The organism is Bdellovibrio sp. ZFWA1, from assembly GCF_056175665.1.
This window is the reverse complement of sequence record NZ_JBJKJH010000002.1, coordinates 630,299-655,190: the sequence shown is the minus strand read 5'-3', so window position 1 is coordinate 655,190 and position 24,892 is coordinate 630,299. Positions and strand designations below refer to the sequence as shown.

28 protein-coding genes are annotated in these 24,892 nt (G+C 43.3%); 17 read left to right on the top strand and 11 right to left on the bottom strand.

The window, feature by feature from the left end:
- Positions 1-9 precede the first annotated feature (9 nt).
- Positions 10-1,578 (bottom strand): methyl-accepting chemotaxis protein, encoded by a 1,569-nt coding sequence (locus AC04MN_RS12625; protein ID WP_475383559.1) that lies wholly within the window; start codon positions 1,576-1,578, stop codon positions 10-12.
- 195 nt (positions 1,579-1,773) lie between these two features.
- Positions 1,774-2,580, bottom strand: coding sequence for a hypothetical protein (locus tag AC04MN_RS12620; RefSeq protein WP_475383558.1), 807 nt, complete (start codon positions 2,578-2,580; stop codon positions 1,774-1,776).
- 186 nt (positions 2,581-2,766) lie between these two features.
- Between AC04MN_RS12620 and AC04MN_RS12615 the strand changes: the two genes are divergently transcribed.
- Both AC04MN_RS12615 and AC04MN_RS12610 read left to right on the top strand, forming a co-directional pair.
- Entirely contained in the window at positions 2,767-3,534 is a 768-nt protein-coding gene (locus AC04MN_RS12615) for an NIF family HAD-type phosphatase (protein WP_475383557.1), read from the top strand.
- Between the two features lie 33 nt (positions 3,535-3,567).
- The gene (locus AC04MN_RS12610; protein WP_475383556.1) at positions 3,568-4,575 is read left to right on the top strand and encodes a cysteine synthase A; all 1,008 of its coding nucleotides are present in this window, start codon (positions 3,568-3,570) and stop codon (positions 4,573-4,575) included.
- A gap of 209 nt (positions 4,576-4,784) precedes the next feature.
- Here AC04MN_RS12610 and AC04MN_RS12605 read toward each other — a convergent pair whose 3' ends face one another.
- Positions 4,785-5,258, bottom strand: coding sequence for a hypothetical protein (locus AC04MN_RS12605; protein WP_475383555.1), 474 nt, complete (start codon positions 5,256-5,258; stop codon positions 4,785-4,787).
- Positions 5,259-5,399: 141 nt separating this feature from the next.
- Here AC04MN_RS12605 and AC04MN_RS12600 point away from each other — a divergent pair, with 141 nt between their 5' ends.
- From AC04MN_RS12600 to AC04MN_RS12570, 7 genes are all read left to right on the top strand, one after another.
- Positions 5,400-5,744: an FKBP-type peptidyl-prolyl cis-trans isomerase gene (locus tag AC04MN_RS12600; RefSeq protein ID WP_475383554.1), complete on the top strand. Its 345-nt coding sequence runs from the start codon at positions 5,400-5,402 to the stop codon at positions 5,742-5,744.
- 2 nt (positions 5,745-5,746) lie between these two features.
- A complete protein-coding gene (locus tag AC04MN_RS12595; protein ID WP_475383553.1) occupies positions 5,747-6,121 on the top strand; it encodes a DUF1304 domain-containing protein in 375 nt (124 codons plus the stop codon).
- Positions 6,122-6,136: 15 nt separating this feature from the next.
- Positions 6,137-7,003: an EamA family transporter gene (locus AC04MN_RS12590; protein WP_475383552.1), complete on the top strand. Its 867-nt coding sequence runs from the start codon at positions 6,137-6,139 to the stop codon at positions 7,001-7,003.
- Between the two features lie 214 nt (positions 7,004-7,217).
- Complete coding sequence (locus AC04MN_RS12585; protein WP_475381169.1) at positions 7,218-8,552, top strand: ISL3 family transposase; 1,335 nt, start codon at positions 7,218-7,220, stop codon at positions 8,550-8,552.
- Between the two features lie 193 nt (positions 8,553-8,745).
- Positions 8,746-9,561 (top strand): trypsin-like serine peptidase, encoded by an 816-nt coding sequence (locus tag AC04MN_RS12580; RefSeq protein ID WP_475383551.1) that lies wholly within the window; start codon positions 8,746-8,748, stop codon positions 9,559-9,561.
- A gap of 112 nt (positions 9,562-9,673) precedes the next feature.
- The gene (locus AC04MN_RS12575; RefSeq protein ID WP_475383550.1) at positions 9,674-10,423 is read left to right on the top strand and encodes a ParA family protein; all 750 of its coding nucleotides are present in this window, start codon (positions 9,674-9,676) and stop codon (positions 10,421-10,423) included.
- Positions 10,420-10,863: a hypothetical protein gene (locus AC04MN_RS12570; protein ID WP_475383549.1), complete on the top strand. Its 444-nt coding sequence runs from the start codon at positions 10,420-10,422 to the stop codon at positions 10,861-10,863. The genes AC04MN_RS12575 and AC04MN_RS12570 overlap by 4 nt, the downstream gene beginning before the upstream one ends.
- Positions 10,864-10,865: 2 nt before the next feature.
- Here AC04MN_RS12570 and AC04MN_RS12565 read toward each other — a convergent pair whose 3' ends face one another.
- Positions 10,866-11,171 (bottom strand): TIGR03643 family protein, encoded by a 306-nt coding sequence (locus AC04MN_RS12565; RefSeq protein WP_475383548.1) that lies wholly within the window; start codon positions 11,169-11,171, stop codon positions 10,866-10,868.
- Positions 11,168-12,514, bottom strand: coding sequence for a DASH family cryptochrome (locus AC04MN_RS12560; RefSeq protein ID WP_475383547.1), 1,347 nt, complete (start codon positions 12,512-12,514; stop codon positions 11,168-11,170). The genes AC04MN_RS12565 and AC04MN_RS12560 overlap by 4 nt, the downstream gene beginning before the upstream one ends.
- Before the next feature lie 187 nt (positions 12,515-12,701).
- On the opposite strand from AC04MN_RS12560, the gene AC04MN_RS12555 reads away from it, so the two are divergent.
- Positions 12,702-13,778, top strand: a complete 1,077-nt coding sequence (locus AC04MN_RS12555) for a serine hydrolase (protein WP_475383546.1) — start codon at positions 12,702-12,704, stop codon at positions 13,776-13,778.
- A gap of 28 nt (positions 13,779-13,806) precedes the next feature.
- On the opposite strand, the gene AC04MN_RS12550 is transcribed toward AC04MN_RS12555, so the two are convergent.
- A complete protein-coding gene (locus AC04MN_RS12550; RefSeq protein ID WP_475383545.1) occupies positions 13,807-14,241 on the bottom strand; it encodes a thiol-disulfide oxidoreductase DCC family protein in 435 nt (144 codons plus the stop codon).
- 75 nt (positions 14,242-14,316) lie between these two features.
- Here AC04MN_RS12550 and AC04MN_RS12545 point away from each other — a divergent pair, with 75 nt between their 5' ends.
- The gene (locus tag AC04MN_RS12545) at positions 14,317-14,703 is read left to right on the top strand and encodes a TfoX/Sxy family DNA transformation protein (protein ID WP_475383544.1); all 387 of its coding nucleotides are present in this window, start codon (positions 14,317-14,319) and stop codon (positions 14,701-14,703) included.
- A 46-nt stretch (positions 14,704-14,749) separates the two neighbouring features.
- Here AC04MN_RS12545 and AC04MN_RS12540 read toward each other — a convergent pair whose 3' ends face one another.
- Positions 14,750-15,085 carry a hypothetical protein gene (locus tag AC04MN_RS12540; RefSeq protein ID WP_475383543.1) on the bottom strand — a complete coding sequence of 112 codons (336 nt, stop codon included), beginning with the start codon at positions 15,083-15,085 and terminating at the stop codon, positions 14,750-14,752.
- Positions 15,086-15,270: 185 nt separating this feature from the next.
- Between AC04MN_RS12540 and AC04MN_RS12535 the strand changes: the two genes are divergently transcribed.
- The 3 genes from AC04MN_RS12535 (at position 15,271) to AC04MN_RS12525 (ending at position 17,509) form a co-directional block, all read left to right on the top strand.
- Positions 15,271-15,603 (top strand): hypothetical protein, encoded by a 333-nt coding sequence (locus AC04MN_RS12535; protein WP_475383542.1) that lies wholly within the window; start codon positions 15,271-15,273, stop codon positions 15,601-15,603.
- Positions 15,604-15,828: 225 nt separating this feature from the next.
- Positions 15,829-17,067 carry a poly-beta-1,6-N-acetyl-D-glucosamine synthase gene (gene pgaC / locus AC04MN_RS12530; protein WP_475383541.1) on the top strand — a complete coding sequence of 413 codons (1,239 nt, stop codon included), beginning with the start codon at positions 15,829-15,831 and terminating at the stop codon, positions 17,065-17,067.
- Positions 17,042-17,509 (top strand): hypothetical protein, encoded by a 468-nt coding sequence (locus AC04MN_RS12525; protein WP_475383540.1) that lies wholly within the window; start codon positions 17,042-17,044, stop codon positions 17,507-17,509. The genes pgaC and AC04MN_RS12525 overlap by 26 nt, the downstream gene beginning before the upstream one ends.
- On the opposite strand, the gene pgaB is transcribed toward AC04MN_RS12525, so the two are convergent.
- Positions 17,506-19,113, bottom strand: coding sequence for a poly-beta-1,6-N-acetyl-D-glucosamine N-deacetylase PgaB (pgaB, locus tag AC04MN_RS12520; RefSeq protein WP_475383539.1), 1,608 nt, complete (start codon positions 19,111-19,113; stop codon positions 17,506-17,508). The genes AC04MN_RS12525 and pgaB overlap by 4 nt on opposite strands.
- A 142-nt stretch (positions 19,114-19,255) precedes the next feature.
- On the opposite strand from pgaB, the gene AC04MN_RS12515 reads away from it, so the two are divergent.
- A complete protein-coding gene (locus AC04MN_RS12515; RefSeq protein WP_475383538.1) occupies positions 19,256-21,211 on the top strand; it encodes an acyltransferase family protein in 1,956 nt (651 codons plus the stop codon).
- Positions 21,212-21,225: 14 nt separating this feature from the next.
- On the opposite strand, the gene AC04MN_RS12510 is transcribed toward AC04MN_RS12515, so the two are convergent.
- A complete protein-coding gene (locus tag AC04MN_RS12510) occupies positions 21,226-21,438 on the bottom strand; it encodes a DUF3253 domain-containing protein (RefSeq protein WP_475383537.1) in 213 nt (70 codons plus the stop codon).
- A gap of 146 nt (positions 21,439-21,584) precedes the next feature.
- Here AC04MN_RS12510 and AC04MN_RS12505 point away from each other — a divergent pair, with 146 nt between their 5' ends.
- Positions 21,585-22,085: a hypothetical protein gene (locus AC04MN_RS12505; protein ID WP_475383536.1), complete on the top strand. Its 501-nt coding sequence runs from the start codon at positions 21,585-21,587 to the stop codon at positions 22,083-22,085.
- A 75-nt stretch (positions 22,086-22,160) separates the two neighbouring features.
- Here the strand turns inward: AC04MN_RS12505 and AC04MN_RS12500 are convergent, their stop codons facing one another.
- Entirely contained in the window at positions 22,161-22,472 is a 312-nt protein-coding gene (locus AC04MN_RS12500) for a hypothetical protein (protein ID WP_475383535.1), read from the bottom strand.
- Positions 22,473-22,814: 342 nt separating this feature from the next.
- Between AC04MN_RS12500 and AC04MN_RS12495 the strand changes: the two genes are divergently transcribed.
- Positions 22,815-23,144 (top strand): hypothetical protein, encoded by a 330-nt coding sequence (locus tag AC04MN_RS12495; protein ID WP_475383534.1) that lies wholly within the window; start codon positions 22,815-22,817, stop codon positions 23,142-23,144.
- 200 nt (positions 23,145-23,344) lie between these two features.
- Here the strand turns inward: AC04MN_RS12495 and AC04MN_RS12490 are convergent, their stop codons facing one another.
- Entirely contained in the window at positions 23,345-24,838 is a 1,494-nt protein-coding gene (locus AC04MN_RS12490) for a transposase (RefSeq protein ID WP_475383533.1), read from the bottom strand.
- Between the last annotated feature and the right edge of the window lie 54 nt (positions 24,839-24,892).

Genomic DNA, 24,892 nt, shown 5'->3' with positions numbered 1-24,892 from the left:
TTTGAAAGCTTAGCTGGCTTTACGCTGCTCGACCGCAGCTGATACTCGAGGGCTTCCGGATCCCCCCTCTAAGACCGTCTTTAGATCATAAACGACTTTTTTCATCAACTCGGCTTGAGCAGAAAGCTCTTCTGCGGCAGCAGCGGTCTCTTCAGCGCCAGCCGCATTAGACTGGGTCAAAGAATCAAGATCATGAATTGCTAAACTAATCAATTTCACACCTTGCCCCTGTTCAACACTGGCCTGGGCAATTTCGTTATTTACTACCGCCAAATCAGTGACTGCTTTAACGATCTCATTCAACGAGCGTCCACTTTCGTGAACCTTCTCAGAGCCATTCTCAATGTTTTGTACGCTCTCTTTGATCAAATCTGAGATCTCTTTGGCTGAAGAAGCACTTCGGTGCGCTAACGAACGAACAGCTTCTGCAACAACGGCAAAACCTTTTCCTTGCTCCCCGGCGCGGGCAGCCTCTACCGAGGCATTCAAAGCTAACAAGTTAGTCTGAAATGCAATATCGTCAATGACGGTAATAATCTCGGAAATTTTTTTCGAACTTTGAGTGATCTCTTCCATAGAACTGACTAGCGCTGTCACGACTTCTTGGCCAGCTTCGGCTTTTTTCTGCGCCAGCCCGGCAAGTTCCCGAGCCTTCTCTGTATACTCGCTATTTTTAACAATCATGCTGTTCATTTCTTCGGTCGAGGCCGAGGTCTGTTCGATCCGCGCAGCGGCGTCTGAAGCACTCGTACTGAGTTTTTGCGAGTACTCTGAGATCTCGTGAGACGCGGCATCGACCTGCTCTCCAGATCCTTGCAAAGATTCAACAACCATGATCAACGACTTCAAAGAAACTCGAACAAAAAGATAAGCTCCGCACATAGCTAAAAGCGAAGCTCCCAAGCCCCACAAAGCGATGTTTCGCGTGCTAGCCGCCGCCGCCGCATCCACTTCGGCCTTGGACGAGATTATTGCGAAACCACCATGAAGATATCCATCTTTCCAATTTTCCATTGAAATACCTAAAATATCTTTTCCGTTACCCCACGGGCTTGTTGCAGGATCACCATGACATACCATACAACCTTGCGACTCGGACAAACGAACGGGACGATACACAATAACTTTGTCTTCGGTCTCTTCTACGATCTCGCTTAAATTGGGTTCTTTTCCAAAGCGCGCCAAAATAGCGGCTTCAGTCTCTGTTGCCTTGTTCTTTTCATTCCGAGGATTTTCTGAAAAGACTCGGAATGTGTAATGCTCTTTATCCGAGTTCTCTTCGCCAACCTTCATGGCGGCGAACACCGGCACTTGCTTTAGAACATCAAGTTTAGCTTCTTTAGGTAAATTTCCATCTGGATATTTTTGTTTTAAGTTATCAACAACAAGCTTAAGGCCCCCTTGGGCCGCCACATAACCCCTCACAGATTCAAGACGAGATAAAATTGCCTGTGATTTCTCAACTAAGTTTTCAACTCCGGACTCATGGATCTTTCGAGCACTCTGAAAGATGGCAACCGAAGTGCTCAGCACCCCAGATACTGCAACAGCCAAAATGATCTTTGTTGAAAATTTCATAAGTTTCCCTCGCGACAAAATAATTCCATCGCTTTTATTACTTCAGTTAGTATCGGCGAAGAATTTGGAAACAAAATAAATAACTTAGAAAATTACCAAAATTTGACAACTGAGAATTTCGTCGGGGACAAATTGTCACAGACCCGAATTGGTTTATAATTTACCTGTAAACGTCTCGAAATATTATGAGACAGCCTATCTATAACTAGCTTCAAGGTTAAGAATCAGTAAAGAATTCTGCTCAAGAAAATCCTCTTTAGGGGACCTAAATTCTTCCTGTATTTGAGGAATCAGTACACGAACCAAAGTTTCAATCGTCTTTGAAGGCTCTTTTTGAAGGGTCTCCCATAAATGTTCACCAACCCAAGAACGGGCCAAAGCCAATCGAGAATGGACAGACCATAAGTTTAAACGGTCGACATCGGCGTATTTCATCGCAAAACTACGATATTGAAGCTCTTCAAACTGCTGATCCGAGACTTGATCGTAATATAAGGCCTTAAAAACTGCTTCTTTATCTTTAAAATAGAGGACCGAAATTACGTCCGCAAAAAACTCACTGTAAGGAATCATAGTTGTTCGATACTTAGAAAAATCAAACTGAGGATTTTGCTGTTTTATCAACTGAGCCAAAAGATAGTGCCCATACTCATGAGACGCAACCACATAAGAATCCCAACGATACTTCGAAATACTCCCACCGTAAGCCCCATAAAACACCATTTGATAGGGAACAGTCAGAGTCCTCTTTTCATCAAAACTGGCGTTATCTGACTTAGTTTTTAAATTCAAATTTATTGGAGAAACCGAGACCTGTAAACTTTTTTGAAGATTTCGAAATATTCCCTGCAAATCACGAACAAACGTGCAATCGATATCAGCGGCTTCCTCTACATGAACCTGAGAAATAATCGCCGAATCCCAAGCGCAATCCTCAGCCCTGACCAAGTGAGCAAAACAAATTAGAAGCAAAACCGATATTAAACGAACCATCCTCAACATTCGGTGAAGTATATAAAAAAGCTCGTTATAATTCTTTATTTTTATCTAGTTAAAGCAAATATAGGAAGGCTGTCAAAAATATCGACAGAAGAATACCTAAAAATTCGTATTAAAATCAATACATCCAATTAGAGGCTTTAACTTTGATAAATAATCTGGCTCCCGTTTTTGCATCGAGCACCCTATATGCGGAATCTCGCGTTACTCGTCACGGTCATTGCTGCACTTTTGGGAAGCCCCTCGGGGCAGGCCGGGGCTATGGGGCCCCAGATCAAGGATATTGTTTTCGACTTAGATTGGACCCTATTTTATTCGCGGGACATCTCTACATCTGTCGATAAAAACGCCGAAGTCGACCCTTTACTAAAACACAAGAATTCCATTTATCAAGTTTCCAAAAGTGCCGTCCCCGTCCTTCTGAATCTGCAAGAAAAGGGCTATCGCCTCTCTATTTTTTCCGGAGGCGACGAACAAAGAAATCAGCAACTTGTAGAATGGCTTCAAAAAGAGGCCAAAACACAATTTAACCAAGAACTAAAATTTTATAAAATCCTAGGTTTCCGAGCCTTGACCGAGCGAAGTCTAGATCCTGGACTTAAATTTTCACAGCGCTATGGCAAAGACTTAAAGCACATCAATCCAAATCTAGAGCAGATTATTCTGATAGATGACATACGCCAATTCGCCGTGATTGGACAAGAGCGGAACCTAGTTCACTTAGATAAGACCTATAACTTTATTGCCGACTATGATTCGTGGTCTAAATCTGGGTCTCCCCATACGAGCAATGAAAAGAGCTACGACCCACCGAACTACAAGGAATGGATTCGTGAACAGAATAAAATTGAACGCGTCCTAGAACTGATCGAGCAAACCGAAAAACTTCCCAACATGATTCAAAATCTACAAAGCCTTGCCATCAAGGAGCAATGTCGATACCTTTTACTGGACTAGGCATTCACTAGATCTAATTCAATGAGGATTCTTATGTCTAAAGAGTTTTTGACGTCTCGGGTTGGCAATACGCCACTTATCTACATTCGCAGCCTTAGTGAAATCACCGGAAACCATATTTGGGGTAAAGCAGAGTTTATGAATCCTGGTGGATCGATTAAGGATAGGGCTGCAAAATATATCATTGAAAAAGCCGAACAACGTGGCGATCTAAAACCTGGATACACTATCTACGAAGGCACTGCTGGTAATACAGGTATTGGGTTATCAATGCTAGCGGCTCAGAGAAAATATAAAACAGTGATTGTAATGCCGAACAATCAAGCCAAAGAAAAATATGACACTTTAATAGCCTTAGGCGCGGAACTGATCAAAGTCGATCCCTGCCCGTTTGCCAACCAAAATCATTTTTATCATACAGCGCGCAGATTGTCCGAGCAGAATGCAAATTCTTTTTGGGCCAATCAATTTGAAAACACAGACAACTTCTTAGCTCATTACGAAAGCACCGGTCCTGAAATATGGAAAGATCTAAAGGGAGCCGTCGATGCTTTTATTTGTTCCGCCGGCACCGGCGGCTCGATTGCCGGCATTTCAAGTTTCCTTAAAGAAAAAAATAGTTCGACTATTTGTCTACTTGCTGACCCCTTGGGGAGCGGCCTCTATTCGTATATTAAAACTAATGAAATCAAAAGCACAGGTTCTAGCATCACCGAAGGCATCGGGATAATGCGGATCACTCAGAATTTTTCAAAAGCCAAAATCGATGATGCCGTTCAAATTAACGACTCCCAAATGCTCGAGACTCTTTTTTATTTGTCTAAAAATGAAGGGCTTTTTCTTGGGACCTCGGCGGCACTTAACGTCCGTGCTGCCTTCGAGTATTCAAAGGCACACCTGGGCCAGAAAAAAAACATCGTCACGCTGTTATGTGATTCGGGGTCTAGATACGCCAGCAAAATATTTAATGATGAATGGCTTAAAAGCCAAAATTTAACATACCAAATTTGGACGCCCCGTGAAGATGTCTCAAAAAGTTGATTCTTAACATGAATACTTTTTTTTGATGGAAATTTCTGAAGGGATACTGAAAACTAATCCCAGCTACTCTTGTGGCGTGAAAGGGGGTGGTACTTGGTTATGTTAGAATGTGACTTTACCAAGGCGGAGGTGGCGGCTCAATAGCCGTTTGACTTTCGCCCTAAAAAACTAAAGGCGGTGTTTACACCGCCTTTTTTTATTTAAACATTTTAAAGCGAATAACGATGATACCAAGCTTCCAGAACTTCTTTCCATTTGGAATTTAAAACCTCATCAGATTCATCAAGACGACGGTTCTGCAACTGACTGCCTGACGCATCCTTTTCCATAAAATAGTGGGAAGATGCAATCAGCACACCCCGATCATCGGTACGAAACAACCATTGATCTATAAAGGTATGTCCATTTTCTTGTGGCATCCAGACCTCTTGAACGAACTCGTGACGGCTTACCAAAAAATCGCCCTCAGGAGAAAAAACGCCCACCGCACTGAAATAGTCGGCAAAACGATCGCCCTCGTTACCGATGTCGTATTTAAAGCTCAGGGTCATATACAGGCCTACAATCGTTTGCGTACCTTCACCTTCCCATATCGCTTTCTTTGAAAGCTCATCAAATCTTCCAGATGCGAAAGATGAAAGGGAAATAAAAATAAGACTCAAGATTAGGAATAACTTTTTCATAATTAAAACTTCACACGATGAAAATTTGAATGCAAATAAGAACTCTTTTTTTGTCTTGAAATCTAAGGAAGCACCAAGTCAGCAGCCGTTAATTATACATTTAACTACGTAAAGCCTTCAGGCAGTACTATAATTAAATCCATGAGCGAACCAACTTTGCAGGTCAAAATACAAGATATTCAATTGGGCACCGGACTTGAAGCCTCAAAGGGGGCTTTGGTTTTTATTAACTATACAGGCACTTTAGACGATGGAACCGAGTTCGACTCGACCCAAAGACACGGCCGAGCCTTTGAAATGGTCGTAGGTTCAAAAAAAGTCATTGTTGGAATGAGCCAAGGTCTTCTGGGTATGAGGGTGGGCGGAATTCGAAAAGTTTTTATTCCCTCAGCTTTAGCCTACGGTGAGCGCAACATAGGTAAAATACCTCCTCATTCAAACTTAACCTTCACAATCGAGCTTCTTGAAAGCCGCCCTCGGGAGTAAATATGAATTTAGCCTATGTCCCTACTTTGCTTGTTGGCCTACTGCACGTCTATATTTTAGTTTTAGAGATGTTTCTTTGGACCCACCCGAAAGGAATGAAGGCCTTTCGAATGACTCTAGAAAAGGCTCGGGCCACAAAGGCCCTTGCGGCCAACCAAGGACTTTACAATGGCTTTCTGGCGGCAGGTTTAATATGGGCCTGTATACACCCGGCCCCTCAAATCGCTTTTCAACTAGGAATATTTTTTAATATTTGCGTATTCATTGCTGGTCTTTATGGAGCTTATTCTGTAAACAAAAAAATATTTTTCATTCAAAGCGTTCCGGCGCTTATTGCGATTTCATTTTTGACTCTTTTTTCGGGCACGACTTTTTAAGAAGGATTGCTTATTTTGTATTCTATTTTTGTTATCCTTTCGATGATTTCTTTAGTTAGTGGAGCATCGATTGCGAAAAATTTATTTCAGCAAGTGGGTCCTGAAAGCACCTCCGTTGCTCGTTTAGCTATGGCCACAATTTTTATGTTTTTATTTTGGCGCCCCTGGCGCTTCAAGCTAAGCAAGGCGCAGTTAAAAGCCATCATGCTTTATGGGTCTTGCTTGGGAGTCATGAACTTCACTTTTTATCTAGCGATTTCGCGTCTTCCAATCGGCCTTGCGATAGCATTAGAGTTTTTAGGCCCTTTAAGTATTGCTATTCTTAGCTCTCGAAAAAAAATGGACTTTGCATGGATCGCCCTGGCCAGCCTTGGTATCGTGTTAATACTTCCGGGCAGCGATTTTGGACAACTCAGCCAGGGAAAACCCATCGACCTTTTAGGCGTTGTCTTTGCCCTTATAGCAGCAACCTGTTGGGCCCTTTACATTGTCTTGGGTAAGCGAACATCACAAGTCGCCCCCACCGCCCTTGCCGCACCTTACGGGATGCTATTTGGATTTATTTTAGTGCTGCCTTTTGGAGCTACGAATATTCCGCAACTTTTTGGCAGCTTTGATCTAATAGCTCTGTCGGCCTGCGTGGGCATCCTTTCCAGCGCTTTGCCTTACTCATTAGAAATGGTTGCTCTTCGCAAGCTTCCGACTCAACAGTTTAGCTTGCTCTTAAGTTTAGAGCCCGCCATAGGTGCCCTTGCTGGATTTTTCTTCCTAAGTGAGGTACTAACCCTTCAGCAGCTTTTTGCCATCACCTGCGTGATCGTGGCTTCAGCTGGAAGCACCTGGACGTCTCGGCCTCGCCCCACTCCGGAAGCCATGACTTAGTCAGCTCCAAGCAGACCTGGGTCTCGGGATTGAGCTGTGGGTACTTAAGAAAAAAGACATCCTGTCATGGGAGCTTCCCGCTCCCATACCCTGGGGTAAAGCCGGTCATCGTGACCGGCTTTTTGCGTTGTGTCTCTTGAAATAAAAAGGCCCATCTTGGCGAACCTTGTGATTTGATTTTTTTACTACGAAAAAAAAATTACAAAGGCCAAGAATGGACCTTCATCATTTGATCAACAGCTTATTAGGTCTGCAAGATTTAAATATTACCAACGCGGAGCTTTCAGAGGACTTTGTGTCTTGTCGGCTTTCGGCAGAGTTACCGTGGTCCCGCGCCTGCTGCGCGGACTGCGAGCATCCCTTATTGGAATTCCATCAATGGAGCTATCGAGACCTTAAAGTACCCCCTCTGGGGCTCTTTAAGGACGTCGTTATTCATTTACGATATCCACGAGGACTTTGTCCCGTATGCAATAAAATCCAACGCTCTAAGGTTTCAGGGATCCATTCAAAATTCAAAGGCCATAGCTGCAGCTTTGTCGAAACCGCGGGTCGACTCATGGAAGAAACCACCTGTGCTGCTGCGGCCCGGACCTTGAGTTCAGATCCAAAGACTTTATGGCAAATGGATCAGTGGCGTATGCGAGAAATGCAAAAGAATTTAGATGTAAACAGGTTTACAAAAGATCTTGATGTTTCTCGTATGAGTGCTGACGAGGTGCACTTTAAGACTGAAACTGAAACCAAAAGAGAGCACCCTTTTGCACCACGATGGACCGTAAAGTTCGTAACAAACTTAGTGTGTACGAAGGCTGCAAAGGTGATTGCTAACGCTGCTGGTAGGGATGCTATGGCCTTAGCAACGTGTTTAAAAACTCTATCAAGACCCCAGCGATTATCAGTGGAGTTTTTTTCAATAGACATGAACCCTGGCTACTTCCAAGCCGTGAGTAAACTCTGTCCCAATGCAGAGATTGCGATTGATCGATTCCACTTGGTTCAGAGCATGAACGAATACTTTGAAAAAGTCAGAAAAGAAGAGTTTCAAAAGGCAAAAAAGAACAAAAAAGAGTTCGAAGAAATCATGTTGTCACCATCGAGAAGGTTCATGTTTTTAGAGCGAGATGCTGTTTTATCTATCGAGGAGAATAATATGCTAGGAAAGTTAAAAGTGTTAAATACGAATATTTCAAACGCAATGATTATCGTTGAGTATTTCCATAAGGTTTTAGAAGAAAAAGGTGTCCACGGGTTTAGATCACGCTTGGCAAAATGGTATGGGTTGGTTCGAGATTCGAAGTTGCTGCCACTTCGGAAGTTTGCACTGCAAGTTCGCAAGTACCGGATCAATATCGAAGCCTATATACGATCAAATTTAACGACTGCAATCAGTGAAGGACTTAACAATAAAATCAGAGTTCTAAAGGCCATGGCCTACAGCTATCAGAATGAGGAATCGTTTATGCTAAAGATCCTTCAGAGGTGTGGATTTCTCAATTCGAGACACATGGATACCCGGCGTCTATTCAAATATAGCAGTCTGGCATGAAACCTACCCACAGAAGAAACCCGAGAGGCAGCAGACCTGGCTGACACCAAAAGTCTCTTGATCAAGACTTCGACAGGCCACAGCCACTTAGTTCCTGTTAGCATTGGAACTCTCTTTGCTGTCTTTAGATAAAGACTCTTCAGCAAAGGATGTGGTCTTGAACAGCCGTCTCATTTTGATACAAGCTCTGATAATGGCATTCAGTTCATTCGCCGTAGCCGGAAACCATGGCGAGGATGAACGTCAATTTGTATCGGCTTCATCGAATATTCAGATTCAAAATTTAGCGCGAGCCACAGCCGCCATGATTCCAAATAATATTTGGGCCAATCTAAAAAACGTTCAGAATTTAATTCAAAAAAGAAACTTTTGCCCCGACGAAAGATATTCCCAAATCCCATCTGTTGCCCGCTGCACTGGGGTCTTAATCGCTCCTCAAATTCTTTTAACAACATACCACTGTGTACCAACGCCCGAGGACTGTGCCGCCAATTCTTGGAGTTTCAACTTTCAAAAAGACGATCTTGATCAAGCGCTCAACCAAAAACAACAACTCAATCGATATTCTTGTAAACGACTTATTTCGGCAGAAAGAAATCTTATGACCTTAAAAGATTTTTCAATAATCGAGCTAGATCGGCCTGTCATAAACGCGGAACCCGTGAAAATTGCAAAGCAACAAAAGCTTGCCAACGAGGCTAAAGTTTTTATGTTGGGGCACCCCTATGGATTGCCTTTAATGACGACCGGCCCCAGTGCGATTTTGAACAACAATCTTGACCATTATTTCGAAACCGAACTTGATGCATTTGCTGGCAATTCAGGATCACCCGTATTCAACGCCGAGACCATGGAACTAGAAGGTATTTTTGTTCGCGGTGGCACAGATGAAGTTTCTGATTTGGATACCGATGATCTATGCAAACGCTGGTACAGTTGCGAAATTGGAACAGACTCTTGCCAAACCGAAGATGTCACACGAATACAGTCCATACTTATGTCACATTAAAAAATAAAAACGTGAAAAAATTTAAGCTTGAATTTCTGTTCTACCAATATCAAGCTTAAAGACAGACAAAAGTCGAGATCCTAGGTCACGATGAGCAACAAGGTAGGACATCATGAGTACAGTTATATCTTTTATTAATCAAAAAGGCGGAGTTGCCAAAACAACAACAGCCATTAACGTTGCCGCTCAATGGGCAAAACAAGGTAAAAAAGTACTGCTTGTGGATTTAGATCCACAGGCTTCTGCAACAAAGGCTATCTTCGGTCCTCAGGAATTTGAAGACACCATTTTTGATGTCCTTACGAATGAAATTATGGCCGAAGACGCCATCGTTCGCTCGGAAGCGTTCGGCATCGACGTGATCCCCTCAGAAATCATGCTCAGTGGTATTGAGGTTTTACTTTCTACGAAGTTTGGTCGCGAGAGCATTCTTAAAAGAGCCTTGGCCGAAGTGAAAGTAAAATATGATGCTATTCTTATCGATTGCTCACCATCACTAGGCCTACTTACCGTCAACGCTCTTATGGCCAGCAAAGATATCGTCATTCCTATTTGCCCAGAATACTTCTCGGTTATGGGAATCGATTTAATTCTAGAAACTTTAAAGCATATCAAATCCGGCCTTGGCCACAAAGTGAATGTTCGCGGCATTATTATTTCCAAATTTAAAAATCGCCGTATCGTAGACCAGATCATTCGCGACCTTCGGGACAAGTATCCAATTCCTGTCTTCAATAACTTTATTCCAGAATCTATCGTTGTCGAAGAGGCTCACCACCGTCACCTTCCGATGGTTGCTTACTCACCAAAAAATCCTGCAGGCATTGCATTGGCTAATTTGGCAATGGAAATGTGGAATTGAAATCAATAAACCCTTTATTCGTAGATTCAACTCAGGCCGTTGGTGATAAATTTATCACCAACGTCGAGTTGTATCAAAAATCACTATTCCCCAGTCAAAGTCTTTTTATTGAAATAAAAAATCAGGGGCAAAAGAAAACTGCTCGTTTTGAACTCATTAGAAAACAAACTAAAAAAAGAACATTTCACACTGCAGAATTTTGGACAGAATCTGAACAAAAATATCAGTTTCGTTTTTTGGTCCTTGAGGCAAATAAAGAAGTTGAAGCGACTGGTTGGCAAAGCCCCAATGGACAAAATCATCTTATTTCGGACCTACAAGCTGCCTTTTCGTTTGCGCCTCTAGCTTCTGAAAAAATAAAGAAGTTGAAGCAAGTAAAGCCCCTGCAATCCAGTCTTCAATTAAACCTTCTTAGCGATACTGCAAAAGATCTTTTTTAAGATTATTTCCACCCCTTGGTAATGCCATCCACACTTTGCCTTCGACATTTAAATCGATCCACTTTGACCCCACGAGTTTCCGCGTGCTTTAAATGACCTTGGGTATTGGCTCGGCGGCGCCATCGTTCAAAATCTTTTCGCGGCAGCTGCGTCCGCATAAAACGCACAAATTCATTGGGATTTAAGCCAAATTGAACCTCGATAGCATCGAAGCTGGTCCGATCCTCCCACCCCATACGCACCAAGCGGTCTTTGTCTTCATCTGAAAATGACTCTATTTTTTCCTTTAATTTTTTTGAAATACTCATTTTAAATCTCCATCTGACAACCAACGCCTTCGATAAATTCCCAAAGGATCATAGTCCCCTGCTTGCTTTTCAATATTAAACTTTCTAGATCTAGGATCAGAGCCTCGCCCCGAAAGATACAACCAGTTCCCCCAATTTAGATCCGGATCATAATCTAAAAGTTGGGATTCAAAATAGGCGGCTCCATATGTCCAGGGTATATTTAAATCGTGAATCAAGTAACTAGCGACGTTCTGGCGTCCTCGATTCGACATCCAACCGGTCAAATTTAATTCCCGCATGTTCGCGTCTATAAAATCTTCCCCAGTTTGTCCCAGACACCATTTCTTATATAAAGATTCATCAAAAATGGGCCTCTGCAAACTTCCCTTAACTCCCCCCAAAAGAAAGATTTGCTGCTGATACTTCAAAGAAAAAAATTTAAAATAATCCCGCCAAAGAAGCTCAAAAAAGATCCAATACGAGGACTCGGAACCTCCAAAATTTTTCTCGAATTCCTTTACCAAACTAAAAACCTTTAAAGCCGAAATACATCCTGAATTCAGCCAAGGCGAAGTCTTTAATGACTCCTCAAAATTTAAAAGACCATTTCTGGTTTCTTTATAACTGTGAACCCGCTTCGGATCAGATAGATACTTCGTAATATGGCAATGAGCTTCAGTCTCTCCACCAATAAAATGAAAGCCTCGCGGATCCGATCGAAAGTCGTCGCCTAACTTTGAAAGATCTGAAAGATTTTTTAGATATAACTGGTCCCTAAAGCTATCGTTCAAACACCCTTCAATGGAAGAGGGCCACGGGCCCTGCGGCGCTTCCATCATCGTCGGAAGCTCTGGCCCTGCCTTCAAATTTTGACCTAAATTTTTATCCCAGTGCTTTTCTAAACTTTTTCTAAAGTCCGTAAATACAAAAGGCATGGCTTCAATCTTAAATGGCAACTTATGAATATCGATCAGCGTGCTTTGCCAAAGTGAAAATGTCCCAATCTGCCGATCCTGACAAAACTGCCTGATACTGGCTTCTTCCTGTCTTTCATAAAACGCAGCTTCTTCGCTATAAAAAACTTTATTCACCGAAAACACTGAAGTCAGGTGGCTAAAAAAATCAAAAAATTTTAAGCCCGTGATTAAAACTTTTTGATTCCTTAAGGACAATGACCTCTCTAAGTCTATTAAGCATTCTGTTAAGAACCTCTTCCTAAAGCCACTTGCGCCTTGCAGGTTCGAGCCCAAAGAATAGACAATCAATAAAGGCAACTGCCGCAGGTTCGAGTCTTCGACCGCTGCAGCTAATACTCTATTATCGGAAAGCCGCAGATCATTTCGCAGCCAATAAACATTCATTTTTATATGCCTCAAATTTTTAGGACGAGTTGGAATCGCCTCATTATAATAAAACTTTACTCGGCTTAATATCGTCACCTGCATCTATTGTTAGAAGACACGCTTTTTAGACCAGAAGAGCTTTCCCCGTCTTGACAGATGAGCTTTCCAAGAACTGAAATAGAATTTGTAACGATAGGAATCAAAAATGCTTAAAGCGTCCCTTTATTCTGTTATTGGATTATGCATTGCCACCAATTTGATCATTGGCTGCTCGGGCAAAACCAGCAGCGGCACCACCTCGAACAATTGCAATCTAACTCAATTGGAAAGCTCGATGAGCAGCTCCCTGTCGAATCTTAATACTGACGCCGATTTCTTGTATCTGATTTCAAAAAACGATAACAAAGAATTTTCGTTCTCTAAAGGCTCAATTGCAGAAAACACTTTACTAGAATCCGCTTCGACCTCAAAACTTGTCACCGCAGTAATCATCCTAAGAGCCGTTGATGCCGGGTACTTAAGCTTAGAATCAAAACCTCAAGACTATATCAGCTCTTGGCCGATCAGCTCTGGAAGTCCTCTTTACAATATCAAATTAAAGCATCTGCTATCTTTCACTTCGGGACTCAAGGATGAACCGACCTGTATTAATCTCTCGGCGGGAAACTTCGAAACTTGTGTCAATACGATTGCAACGACGAACTCTTCCTACACCACAACTCCGGGATCGGAGTTTTACTATGCCTCGACCCATCTGCAGGTAGCTGGGTTAATGACCGTCAAAGCTCTGGGGGTTTCAAGCTGGCAAGATGTCTTTCAAGCGTTCAAAACTCAGACAGGATTATTTGCAAACTCAAACTACAACCTTCCCTCAACAACCAATCCTCGGCTTGCTGGTGGCATGCGCTGGACTCCCCGAGATTACTTTAACTTCTTAAAAAAATTAAAAACGAAAACATTGCTCTCGACGTCGAGCCAAAACTTTTTAGAAAGCCCTCAGAATCTGAGCAGTACTATTGCCTACTCTCCAACCTCGGTCATCAACGAAGACTGGCGCTACGGAGCTGGATCGTGGCATGAGTGTTATGCCAGCACTTACAATTGTAGTGGAGACCTGAGAATTTCAAGCCCAGGAGCCTATGGCGCCTATCCTTTCTGGGATCGAGAAAAATCTTTTGTTGGCCTGGTCGCACGCCAGGGAAGCATTGGAACTTTTCCGAAGGGAATTGAGGTCGACAAAGCAGTGCGCACCGATTCTAAGAAGTGGGCCGATTGCCAATAAGTGGTTTGATTTCACAAAATATTTCAATCTACGACCGTTTGATCTCGCAATAAGGGCTTTGCTCGCAACTTTTTCTGGGTAAATAAGGCCGCACTTTGACAAACAGACGATAATTTATGTTTAAAAAAGACCTCACCGGTGACTTTGTGGCCAATCCTGCAAGCCAATTCAAACTCGGAAGTGTTTTCCAAATTAAAATAAAAGTTTCAACACCTTTGACAATCTGTCCATCACTAGTGCGGGCATGAAGCTCTTTATGCACAAGAAACGGATCAAGGCCTTCTTTTTCCGCAGAAAACTTCGGCGAGGTGATGTCCACAAAGTCAATGCCGTCGGCCCCCTTCATTCGGCGATAGGTTTCTATTTCCGCCGAGCAAACCCGGCAAAGACCATCATAAAAAACCTGAATTTTAGTGGATTGGGCGGAATCAGCCATACAAGATTTTCCTTCTATGAATGACATGATGACATGCCGCCGGTTTATTTTGTATATCTACTGCCAAAGTACATGGTAAACACGTACCAATACGGGATAGGCATGGGCAAAAAGAAACCGACAACAAAGAAAAAAGCCGTCGTGGCAAAAAAAGAACCCCCTATCGACACTAGGACCCCGCGCATGTTTTCAGACGAACCTGCAGAGCTAGCCATTCAGCGTGCCACGAAAATTTCTGACTTAAAAAACCTGGGTCCCAAAGCCGCAGAAAGCTTTCACAGAGCTGGTATACAAAGCGTGGACCAATTTAAAAAATTAGGCTGGAAAAAAGCCTTAGTAAAATTGATCGCCCTAGACCCCAAAAATCGCCACACGCTGTACGCTTATGCCCTGATTGGGGCTTTGACCAACAAAGAGTGGAACGCCCTGCCTGAGGAACATAAAATCGAAGCCAAAGAATTTATCCAATCCCTAAAACCCAAAAAATAAAGGGGGTTCTCCCCCCGCAAAAAAAATCCTATACACGGCAATGAATCTAAAAGCTTGGTATTGATTGGCAAGCATTTCCAATCGCCTCGCGAATTTGCATGCAAGCCGCCAACATCGCTACCTTCGCGCGGTTCTGACCATCAGCCCAGCACTCTGGGTCCATGTGACAAGAAACCAACTCGGCATAAGGGCAAGGCTCTGTCGGCCCCGAACATTGCTCTACACTTAACGGAGCGCTAACTGATTTTACATTCCCACGAGTCACAGCACATGTAATTAAATCCATCCCTGTAAGCCCAGCGCAGCTATCCTCGTTGGCCATCACTACATTTGAAGTCAGCATTGTCAGCATCATCGTGGCAGCCATTAAAAGTTTTCTCATTTCGTCGTCCTTTCGTTGTTTCTGGAATCACTATCGGATAGATTTTAATGATTGTGTACCGAATTCATCATTGGTTTTATCTATATCGATATTGACACTTGATGATTGCCTTAACGACCAGAACGGTCTATTCCTGTGGGAGGTTCCACCGATAAGGTGAACATAACAAACTCAGGGAGCTCTCAATGAAAAACATCTTACTTTCACTTATCCTAATGGCAAGCCCGACACTATCTTTAGCTAAAACCAACTGCACCATTCAGGCGGTTTTAAATGAATCTCAGTTCTTTCTTAAAGACTTCACAGACGTAACGGACGGATTCGCCTTCGAGATCAACCATTACCGCTATTTCTTTTTTCAGGATGAAGCCACTCAGCAAAGCACAATTCAAATTCAGAGCCTATTTTCAAACAGAACCTATTCGGCTACCGAAAAAACGGAACCCTACCGCCCCCTACGTCTCGATGTCTTCGAAAACGGCCGTCCGATGGCCAGCATGGTCTGCCGCGGGAACTAATCCCGCCCCCCCCCCAACCAGCTAGCAATATTTTCAGGTGCTGCTTAAGGCTTAGACAGCCTAGGGCACCTGAATCCAAATAGAGTAACTAATAAGCCTCTTATTTTACCCCTCCCCCCAATTGAATCCTCCAATTGACGCCATCGGCAATTTGCATTAAACACTGGTAAGTAAAAATACGGGCGGCTCCGAACGATGGCGTTTGGACAAAGAAGAAGGCACAACATGTTCATGGTTTATTTAATCAAGACTTTGAAATTCTTGTTTTTAAATATCCCCTTCGTTCTTCCTATGATTTGGATTTTTGGCTCTTTGCTTTTTTATTTTAAGCGCGAGCGAAAACACCAGCCCTTCACGGACTTTTCCAATCAGCCCTATACAATTCTGATCCCCTGCTACAATGAAGAAGAAACAGCCGAATCAACGATTCGCTCTTTAGACGCTTTACCTGCAGATCAATGCGAAATCATCGCAATCAACGACGGCAGCCGAGATAAAACACAAATGGTTTTGGAAAAACTAGCAATGAGTCGGCCAAATATGCGGGTCATTAATTTAGTCCAAAACCGAGGCAAAGCCGCAGCCCTGACCCTTGGAGCCATGGCCAGCCGTCATGACTTTATTCTTTGCATTGATGCCGACTCTGAACTTGATATCAATGCGCCCAGACATATGATGGAGCACTTTAAAGATCCCGATGTTGCCGGAGTCACTGGCAATCCTCGCGTCAAAAATCGTGGCACCTTGGTGGGGCGCCTTCAAGTGGGCGAGTTTTCCGCCTTAGTCGGCATGATCAAACGCTATCACCAAACCTTGGGACGCCTTTTTGCCCTGTCCGGAGTCCTAGTGATGTTCCGCAAATCTGCTGTCGAAAGCATTGGCTATTGGGATACTGACACAGTCACCGAAGACGTCGGTATTAGCTGGAAACTGCAAACCTCGGGCTGGGCCCTGAAATACGAACCAAAAGCGACCTGTGATGTTCTCATGCCCGACACCATTAAAGGACTTTGGAAGCAGCGACTTCGCTGGGCTCAAGGTGGCTTTGAAGTGATTTTAAAACATGGCCGCTCGGTATTAAAGGGTCATGATACGGGACTTCGTCTGATACTCTTGGAATATATGTTCTCGGTGACTTGGGCCTTTTTGCTTCCGGTGACAATTGCCTACACGCTGTACAATCGCAACATCCACCCGATCAACCTTCATTACGCGATTTTACTGACGGGGATTATTAGCTTTGTCCAATTCATGGTCGGCCTTTTCCTGCACGGTCGATATGAAAAATCAACCGGTCTTGGCTTTATCGCCATCTGGTATCCATTTGCTTATTGGATGATAAATAGTTTTGCTTTATTCGTGGCGATTCCTAAAGTACTCTTTGGACCAAAACGCCAATTTAGCAGTTGGGTAAGCCCGGACCGCGGCGGAGTGACATATGCGAAAAACAATAGAAACAATTAGCACCCTTGCCCTTTGGGTCATTTGGTTTGTTGGCAGCGAATTGGCTATTTCAGAGTTTCTTTCAAGCCACGTAGCTCACAAAAAAGTCATGCAACATCTGGGGATTATTGCATGGTCTCCTGTGATTTCTATTTCGGTGTTCGCTTTTATGATGCTGGCAGTTTGGCTGTCTAAAGATCCCCGAGATAAAAAAACAATTCCTAGCGAGCACATTATTAAGTGGTCAAAAGACGATTTAAACAATGCTCAAAATGGTAAAATCATCGACCTGCACTTTTCGGGCTCTTGCCTTGATTGTGAAGTGAAAAATCGCGAAGAGATCGCCGAAGTGTTACACAATGAACAGCAGTCAGAACCAGAGACTGCAGCGGAAGCAACGGACTCCAACTCAAACAAAAAAATAGACGATTCTTCTGTAGGTTTACTTCAAGAAGCTTTCTAGTGAACCAAATAGGGGTTTTGCTCTGCCCCCAAATATGTCCTTAAAAACGACAGATCATCGAACGAATTAAAACTGACCGGTAAAAAATAATTTTTTATCCCAAGCTTCTGCAATTGTTGTTGGCTTTTGGTAATGCTTTTGGTGCCTTTCCCATCAAGTGCGACAATCATTTTAGGATCTAAAAACTCTTTCACAACTTTGGAAGTTTTCTTCTTGGCCAAGACCAACGAAAAATCTTTAATGATATATTTGAATTTTACTTGATGCTTCGATGAAAAAGCCCCGACCAATCCATAACTCCAGGCAGGTCTTAGCTCGGTTCCCGTCGACATCGCCTGAGCCATCAACTCATCACCCTCTTTGCCTTTGAAATCCTTGGCATCAAAGAACACTCCATCAATATCAGCGTAAAGAGCCAAATCACGAACCAATCGGCGAGTTGTTTCGACATCCTTTAAAAGCTTCAACGGCAGTGTTGCATACACTTTTTCAACTCGGGCTCTATTCTGCAACACATGGGCGACCCGAGAAAAATAATTGGCCTTTACCGGCAAAACAGAGTTCGGAAAGAAGGCTTCTCCTTGCGCGGTAAAAGTTTGAATCAAGGCTACATTCGGTCGAACCTCTGCTGCTTTATCGTTCAATTTTCCCAGTCTGATGTTGGAATCTTCCTCGTTGCCTGCCCAAACCGAATCCACATCAATTCTGACGGCTTTGATCGCAGCCGAATTATGGAATGAGCTCTGAAGAGCCTCAGCAAAGACCGGCATGGAAAAAGAAGCCAAGACCATACCACGCCGAATGAAATTCAGGTTGCTCGCGTTGTTAAGACCGTGCTCGATTGAAAACTGCATAGATAGACCAAGCTCTGTCGCCGCTTTTTGCGAAAGGCCGTTAAAAGTCCCGTAGGGCCAAACCATGATTGGATAGCTTTTTCCAATATGCTGACGAATCAACTTATCGTTTTTATCAAGATCCGCCTTCACACGATTATAAAAATCAGTTTCAGTCTCGTAGGACTTCGTCACGGTATTGTATTTTAAATAACCCAAGGCTGCCTGCTCATTCCCCTGGGGATTAAATACATGCCCATAATGGGAGTTGTACGAGTGCGAAACCACAGCGACCAAGCCCGAATCCGACATTTCTTTCAGTTGCTTCCAAGTCACCATCGAAGGATTGGACCCGACATAACCATAATCCGGGGACTTACCATCTTCGACCCACTTCCCCACCACCGCAAAAACGGCAGGGAACTTATATTCTTTCAACAAAGGATAAACTAATTCGTAGAAGGATTCCAAACCATCATCAAAGGTGATCACAACAGCCTTCTCAGGCAAGGTCTGCTGCCCCTTGGAAGCTGCGATAACATCGTCAATACTCACAACATGATAGTTTTTTTGTAAAAAATCGAATTGCTCGCGAAGCTGTGCTAGTGTCACACCATAGGCATCTTCGGGGTTCGATTTGCTGACATCGTGATAGCATAAAACCGTAAAATCATTAGGGCTTGCCATTACGTTTAAAGGCCAAAAACCAGCCCCAAAAGCAATCACGGCCACCAGCATTTTTAAAAATATCCGAGCACGGAATAAATTCATAGGCCCCCACAATCATGAAACATTTTTCGATGCCACTCCTTCATAAATGAGTGGTTCATTTTGGTCAAGAAGGACGCAAAAATCAGTTCTTACTTTGCTGTTTTTGGTCTATAAGTAAGACATTCCATCACTAAGGTCTTTAATGAGTAAAGTGCGATTTATTCCAGAGGTAGAGGGACTTCGAGGCATTGCGGTGCTTTCGGTCTTGATATTTCACTTAAACAAAAATTTTCTCCCCGGGGGCTACCTCGGTGTGGACATCTTCTTTGTAATTTCAGGATTTTTAATCACCAGTATCTGCCTTTCTGAATTCGCAGCCACCGGATCGATCTCTATTGCCGAGTTCTATCGCAAACGAATTAAGCGCATTATTCCGCTATTTAGCTTAGTAGTGTTAGCGACTTTGCTTGCCGGGTATTTACTATTTTTGCCCGATTATTTTCTACTGCTTGGTCGCAGTGTTGCCGCCTCCCTGACTTTTACCTCGAATTTCTTTTTTAGCCAAAGTTTGGATTACTTTGCCAACAACTCGAACGAGTACCCCCTGCTTCATACCTGGTCCTTATCCATTGAAGAGCAGTTCTATTTTATTTGGCCTTTGATTTTGATTGTTTCTTTGCGCCTGTTCTCGTTGCGAAATATTCTGAAGGGCTTAGCTGTGGCGGTGCTTGGAAGTCTTATTTATGCCGATGCTTTGCGACTGACAGATGCGTCCTCGTCAGGAACTTACTTCAACTCCATTCCTCGCTTCGGGGAAATCGCGATGGGGGCCTGCTTAGCCTTCGTCTTCAATATAACTTCCTCAGATTGGAATAAGCAGTATCACCGCTTCGCTAGCTACTTGGGACTGCTACTGATTGCGGTTTCAGTGCTGTTCATTCAAGATGATTTTTGGTTCCCTGGCTTGCTGTGCCTGGTTCCTTGCGGGGGCGCGGCTTTACTAATTTGGTCGAGCCGCTCGGCCGGTGCCCACGGGGGCTCGCGCCTGCTCAATAGCGGACCACTTAGAAAAGTGGGCGACATATCATTTTCGCTTTATCTTTGGCACTGGCCAGTTCTAGCAATCACTAGGTACCTGACCGGAGCCTATGAAATTCCGTTGGATCTGCTAATTTTAGACCTCGCTTTGATCTTCGCACTTTCTTTTGTGACCCGATACTACTTCGAAAACAAATTTATTGCTTTAAAATGGGGTTTACCTAAGGTGTTTGCTGCCCTTTTGGTTGTGCCCTTTGCCGGTTTTTGGTGGGCGACAACAGCTATTGAAAATAGCGAAGGGGCTCCGCAGCGAATCTCTAAAATCGAAAGGTTCGAGACCGAGACCTCGTTTATTGATGATAAATACTGTCACAATCTTGAAAACGAAGACTGCGAATTTGGCAGCTTAAAGTCCCCTCGAAAGGTGTATCTGGTCGGCGACTCCAATGCCGGTCACTATACGCCGTTTTTAGTTTCAGCTTTAGGCAAGGATTACCTGATCGAAGCCAAAACGGTTGATACATGCCCACCCCTATTGAGTATTTCAAAGGAATCCAAAATAGATATTGAAACTGCCTCGAACGAAAATTGCTTCGAACTTTTAAATCAGTTTAAGCAAGATCTTCCCGAGCAGGACGTGATCGTATTAGCAGCAAATTGGGGAGCTTATATTCAAAGTTTCAAAAATTTCGAGGCGGACTTTCGAGCCACCCTGAAGTTACTTCAAGGGCACAAAGTGGTCGTCCTGGGGCGTATTCCGGGCGTTGATAGTTCGCACTACAATCAGTATCTTCGGGAAACCTACAGTCCGTTGTATCAGCGCTTGGACTTAAAAAGCCATGTTGATAAATTCGAACTTCATAGCTCGCTGACTCCGAATACTGTTGCGAATGCTAAAATTAAAAATATCACTTTAGAATTTAAGAACGTAAAGTTTGTGGACCCCTTAGATATCAACAGAAACTTTTGGAAGACGGCGCCCTTGTCCTCTGAAAATATTTTGATCTACAAAGACGCCGCCCACCTGAATCAATACGGTTCGGATTTATGGGGGAAGCAGTCTGCTAACGAGGTCCGCCATATTTTTGGTGAGCTTTTTAAAAATAAATCGAAATTATAATGGATCTTGAGGTATTAGAGCTTCTTAGCAAGCCTCAGTCGAATCGCCCCTTTGGCCGTTGATGGATCCACCACCTGGCCTTTTTGCGTGATCAGAACCAGGCCTTTAGCAACAAGTAAGCGAGCCGAGGCGCGTACCAATTCCATTTCTTGTTTGTCTTGCTTAAGCTCCGCCAGCAAAACCTCCGAGGGACAGATGACTCTGCCGCAGACTACGCACACCTTCATATCAGACCTCTATCGGGAAATTATACAATTTACAGAGCAGGCACGCAATAAATGGGCTTTTGAGCTTTAACAAAAACCAAACATGACTTAGTCGCCGCCGCCAAGGTATCTGGTCCCTACGTTAAAGCCATTCAAAGGAGACTAAAATGAAGAGCTTAATGATCGCCCTTTCGATGTTTATTTGTACTCAGGCCTTTGCAAATCCCAACCTGACATTCAAATCAAAAAATCTGAATCGTGTTGTCGCTATATTCGGAAAGTATTCTCCGGATTTAGTAAAAAATGGCGAAGTCGGATACACCTATTGTGGTCAATCCGGTGCTGAATTTTCGCTTAAAAAAGCCACGGCTCAAGAAATTGCCGGCAAATACATCTACAATGCCTATTTAGCAAACCTTGATGAGGTGGCCTTTGCGGCATTAGAACTTAACGACGATCAATTATCAGCTCTGAAAGAAGAGATCATGAGTGCGACCAACTACGACTTCCCGAACCTTTCAATGGGCTTCATGAGCACCTACACCATTGATTCTGACGGGGTCATCACCAACCACGCCCACGACCCAAGTTACTTAGCTTTCCACGACATCCAAACCAACGAATACCTATTAGCCCAAGGAGCCGCTTGGCAGGATGACTGCGATTAATCGCTGAATAGATTCGTAATTCAACTCGAAGCTCGAATCCTATAAAAAAATCCCCTCACTCTGGAGGGGATTTTCTTAAAAATCACACTTGGCTTGGACATCAAAGACATCAATCAAGTCGATATCGAAATTATCTCCTGCAGTAATATCAATAATAGTCGAACCATAAGGCGCGACCGATCCTTCACCAGATAAATCTACGAATTGGCCATATTTAGCAATTCCGCGTCCGACCACCAAGCAATTTACTTGTTTTGGAATGTGATTCTGAACTGTGCACTCAGCCGAAAACGGAGTTGCAATATTACATTTAACTTGTAAGTGAATATTTTCAGCAAATGAACTTACAGACGTTAAAAGTGCGATAGCTAAAACAATTATTTTCATTTTTTCTCCAAGTTTCTTAACGGTCGACTCTTAAATCCAAAATCAATATTAGTCAATTAAACGTGGTTCCTGGCACGCCAAACCTGCCACGCAAATGTATTCGGCTGAAATTCTGCAAACCACGCTCCTATAGGTGTCAGGCATATCGATGGTAATCAATTGTTTTGGCGCGCTTACTATACGGATCGTCGTCGAACGGCTACTCAAGAAATAAACTCCACTGGACTCCAGCAGAATGAATCTGTTTAAACAATAATTGTCATCGCAATTATCTATTTTATCTATAATCTATCTTCAGGTAATTTTCTTCTTATAGCCCCCTACTTTTTGGAGAACAGGCCTATGAAGCAACAGATCCTTTTAATAGCTCTTACTAAGTGGAAAAGTTTAGAGGCAAAGACTAAAAAAAAGCTTCTGATCTTTGCGGGACTCTTCACGGTATTGACTGTGGCCTTTGGGGCCTTTGTCCTTGTTATGATTTTTAAAGCAGGTGTTTTTTTATTTGATAAGACATTAGAGATTGGAAAGAGCGCATGGACTCAGACTCCAGCGGTTGCCGGTCAGTCTCTAGAAACTCCCCCCGCGCTCCTGAAAATAAATTCGACTCAGCTGGTGAATTGCTCTGAAAAACTTCAAAGTTTGTTATCGTTAGATCCATGGATCAAAGTCTAAGACATATAAAAGAGGGTTTCCTGAAACCCAATGTCTATGCTCCCAAGGGAACTACGCTCAAACTCCCCGATAATGAGTCCTTATGTTGCACTCCTCGCCCCGATAGGGGCTAACCGAGAGCTGGTAACTGGTAAAATAAACAGGGTTTTTCGTCGCTTTCGGTAATTAGGCAATAGCACCCCACTCCTGGTCAGATTAATTCACCAAGTTGGATCGCGTTGATCTATTTCATCGATGAAAAAGTCATCAGAACAAGGCGGACCACGAGATTCTATGACCTCTAACGGTCGAAACGAACTTAATTCCCCAAGACTTTCTAAGATCTTTTTTGCAGCGGCTTTATCCTTAATAACAGCAATCTGCTCTAACCTGCCGGAACACCTTGGGCAGACTGTCACGTCAATTTTGAAAGTACGCTTCAACATCTCTGCCCAACGAAGACGCTCTTTTTTTACTTTTTCAACCTTCGCAAAATTATTCACAAGATAAGATTCGTTTGTTCCCTTTTTCTGCGATGGTCGTTTGACGATCAAATCCCGATCTTTAAAGTTCGGAGCAAAACAACCATGATACCTCACCATATTCATGCGTGGCGGGGGAATCAACGCCACCAATCTTGCAATAAAATCTAAATGCGAAAAACTAACGTGTGTTGTGCCATCACGCCAAGGGGATTTCATTTTGTAAACCAGCTGATTAGGAAATCCTTCCGACAGCCTTTCTGTTGCAATAGGCCCACGAGCCATATATCGAATCAGCTGTTCAAGCCTTTTGCGATCTTGCGCTGGAACACTCACACTGGCATTTAAGCTAAATCCGTCGATCTTCGCGGAATAAGGATCCTGACCTTCGGGATCCACTTCTATTTTTTTAACTCCAAATCTTTTGAGCCCCGTCCCTGCTCGATCACCGAACGCAGCTTTTTGTGTGATGGAAATCGACTGCATCTCGCCCAACGATTCCTCGTCAAAAAAAGTTTGAAAATCTTCTACCAGCCCCATTTTCTCGATGGCGTTTAAAACCTTCTTGCGGATTTTTATGGCGACGGAACAAAGTTCCACAAAACTCGGCTCTGCCAACCGATGGAACCGATATCCGTCTGACGTTTTATAAAACACTCCGTCAGGGATCACTGTGTGAAAGTGAATGTTTAAATTTAGCGCTGAACCAAATCTTTGAATAAAAGTCACAGCCCCACTCCGGGGCTCTTTAAAACCTGCAGCTTTGGCGCTTTTCCTTTGAAACGATTGAATTTCATTAATATAAATTTTCAAGGCCTTATTCATCAGACTTTGATTTCGAGCTATCAGTAATCGCATTTTAAATGGAAAAGACAAAACCCACTGCCTGGTGGGAACTTCCGGGATCACGGCATCAACTAGATGAGCCGCCTCATCATTCATCCGCCGCGCACAGCAACTGGGGCAAAAACCCCTGCGCTTACAAGAAAAAGGAACAATGCCGGAGTACCGGCATGCATAACAATAAGTTCTAACGAATCCGTTTTCTGGAATTCCACACTCCAGAAAGTCATCGAACTCATCACTTATAAAATGAGGTAAGGTTTTGCCGACTTTTCTTTGTTCGTTTACGAAAATCGGCCAATAGGTTTCGATGGTCCGACACAATAGATTTTGCTCCGGCCTGTGGCGCCGATAGGATTTGATTTTTAAACTATTGAGAGCCGCCACCATGGGCGAAATTCAAAGCAAATTTATTGCCGACACAAAAAGTACACGGTTAAGTAT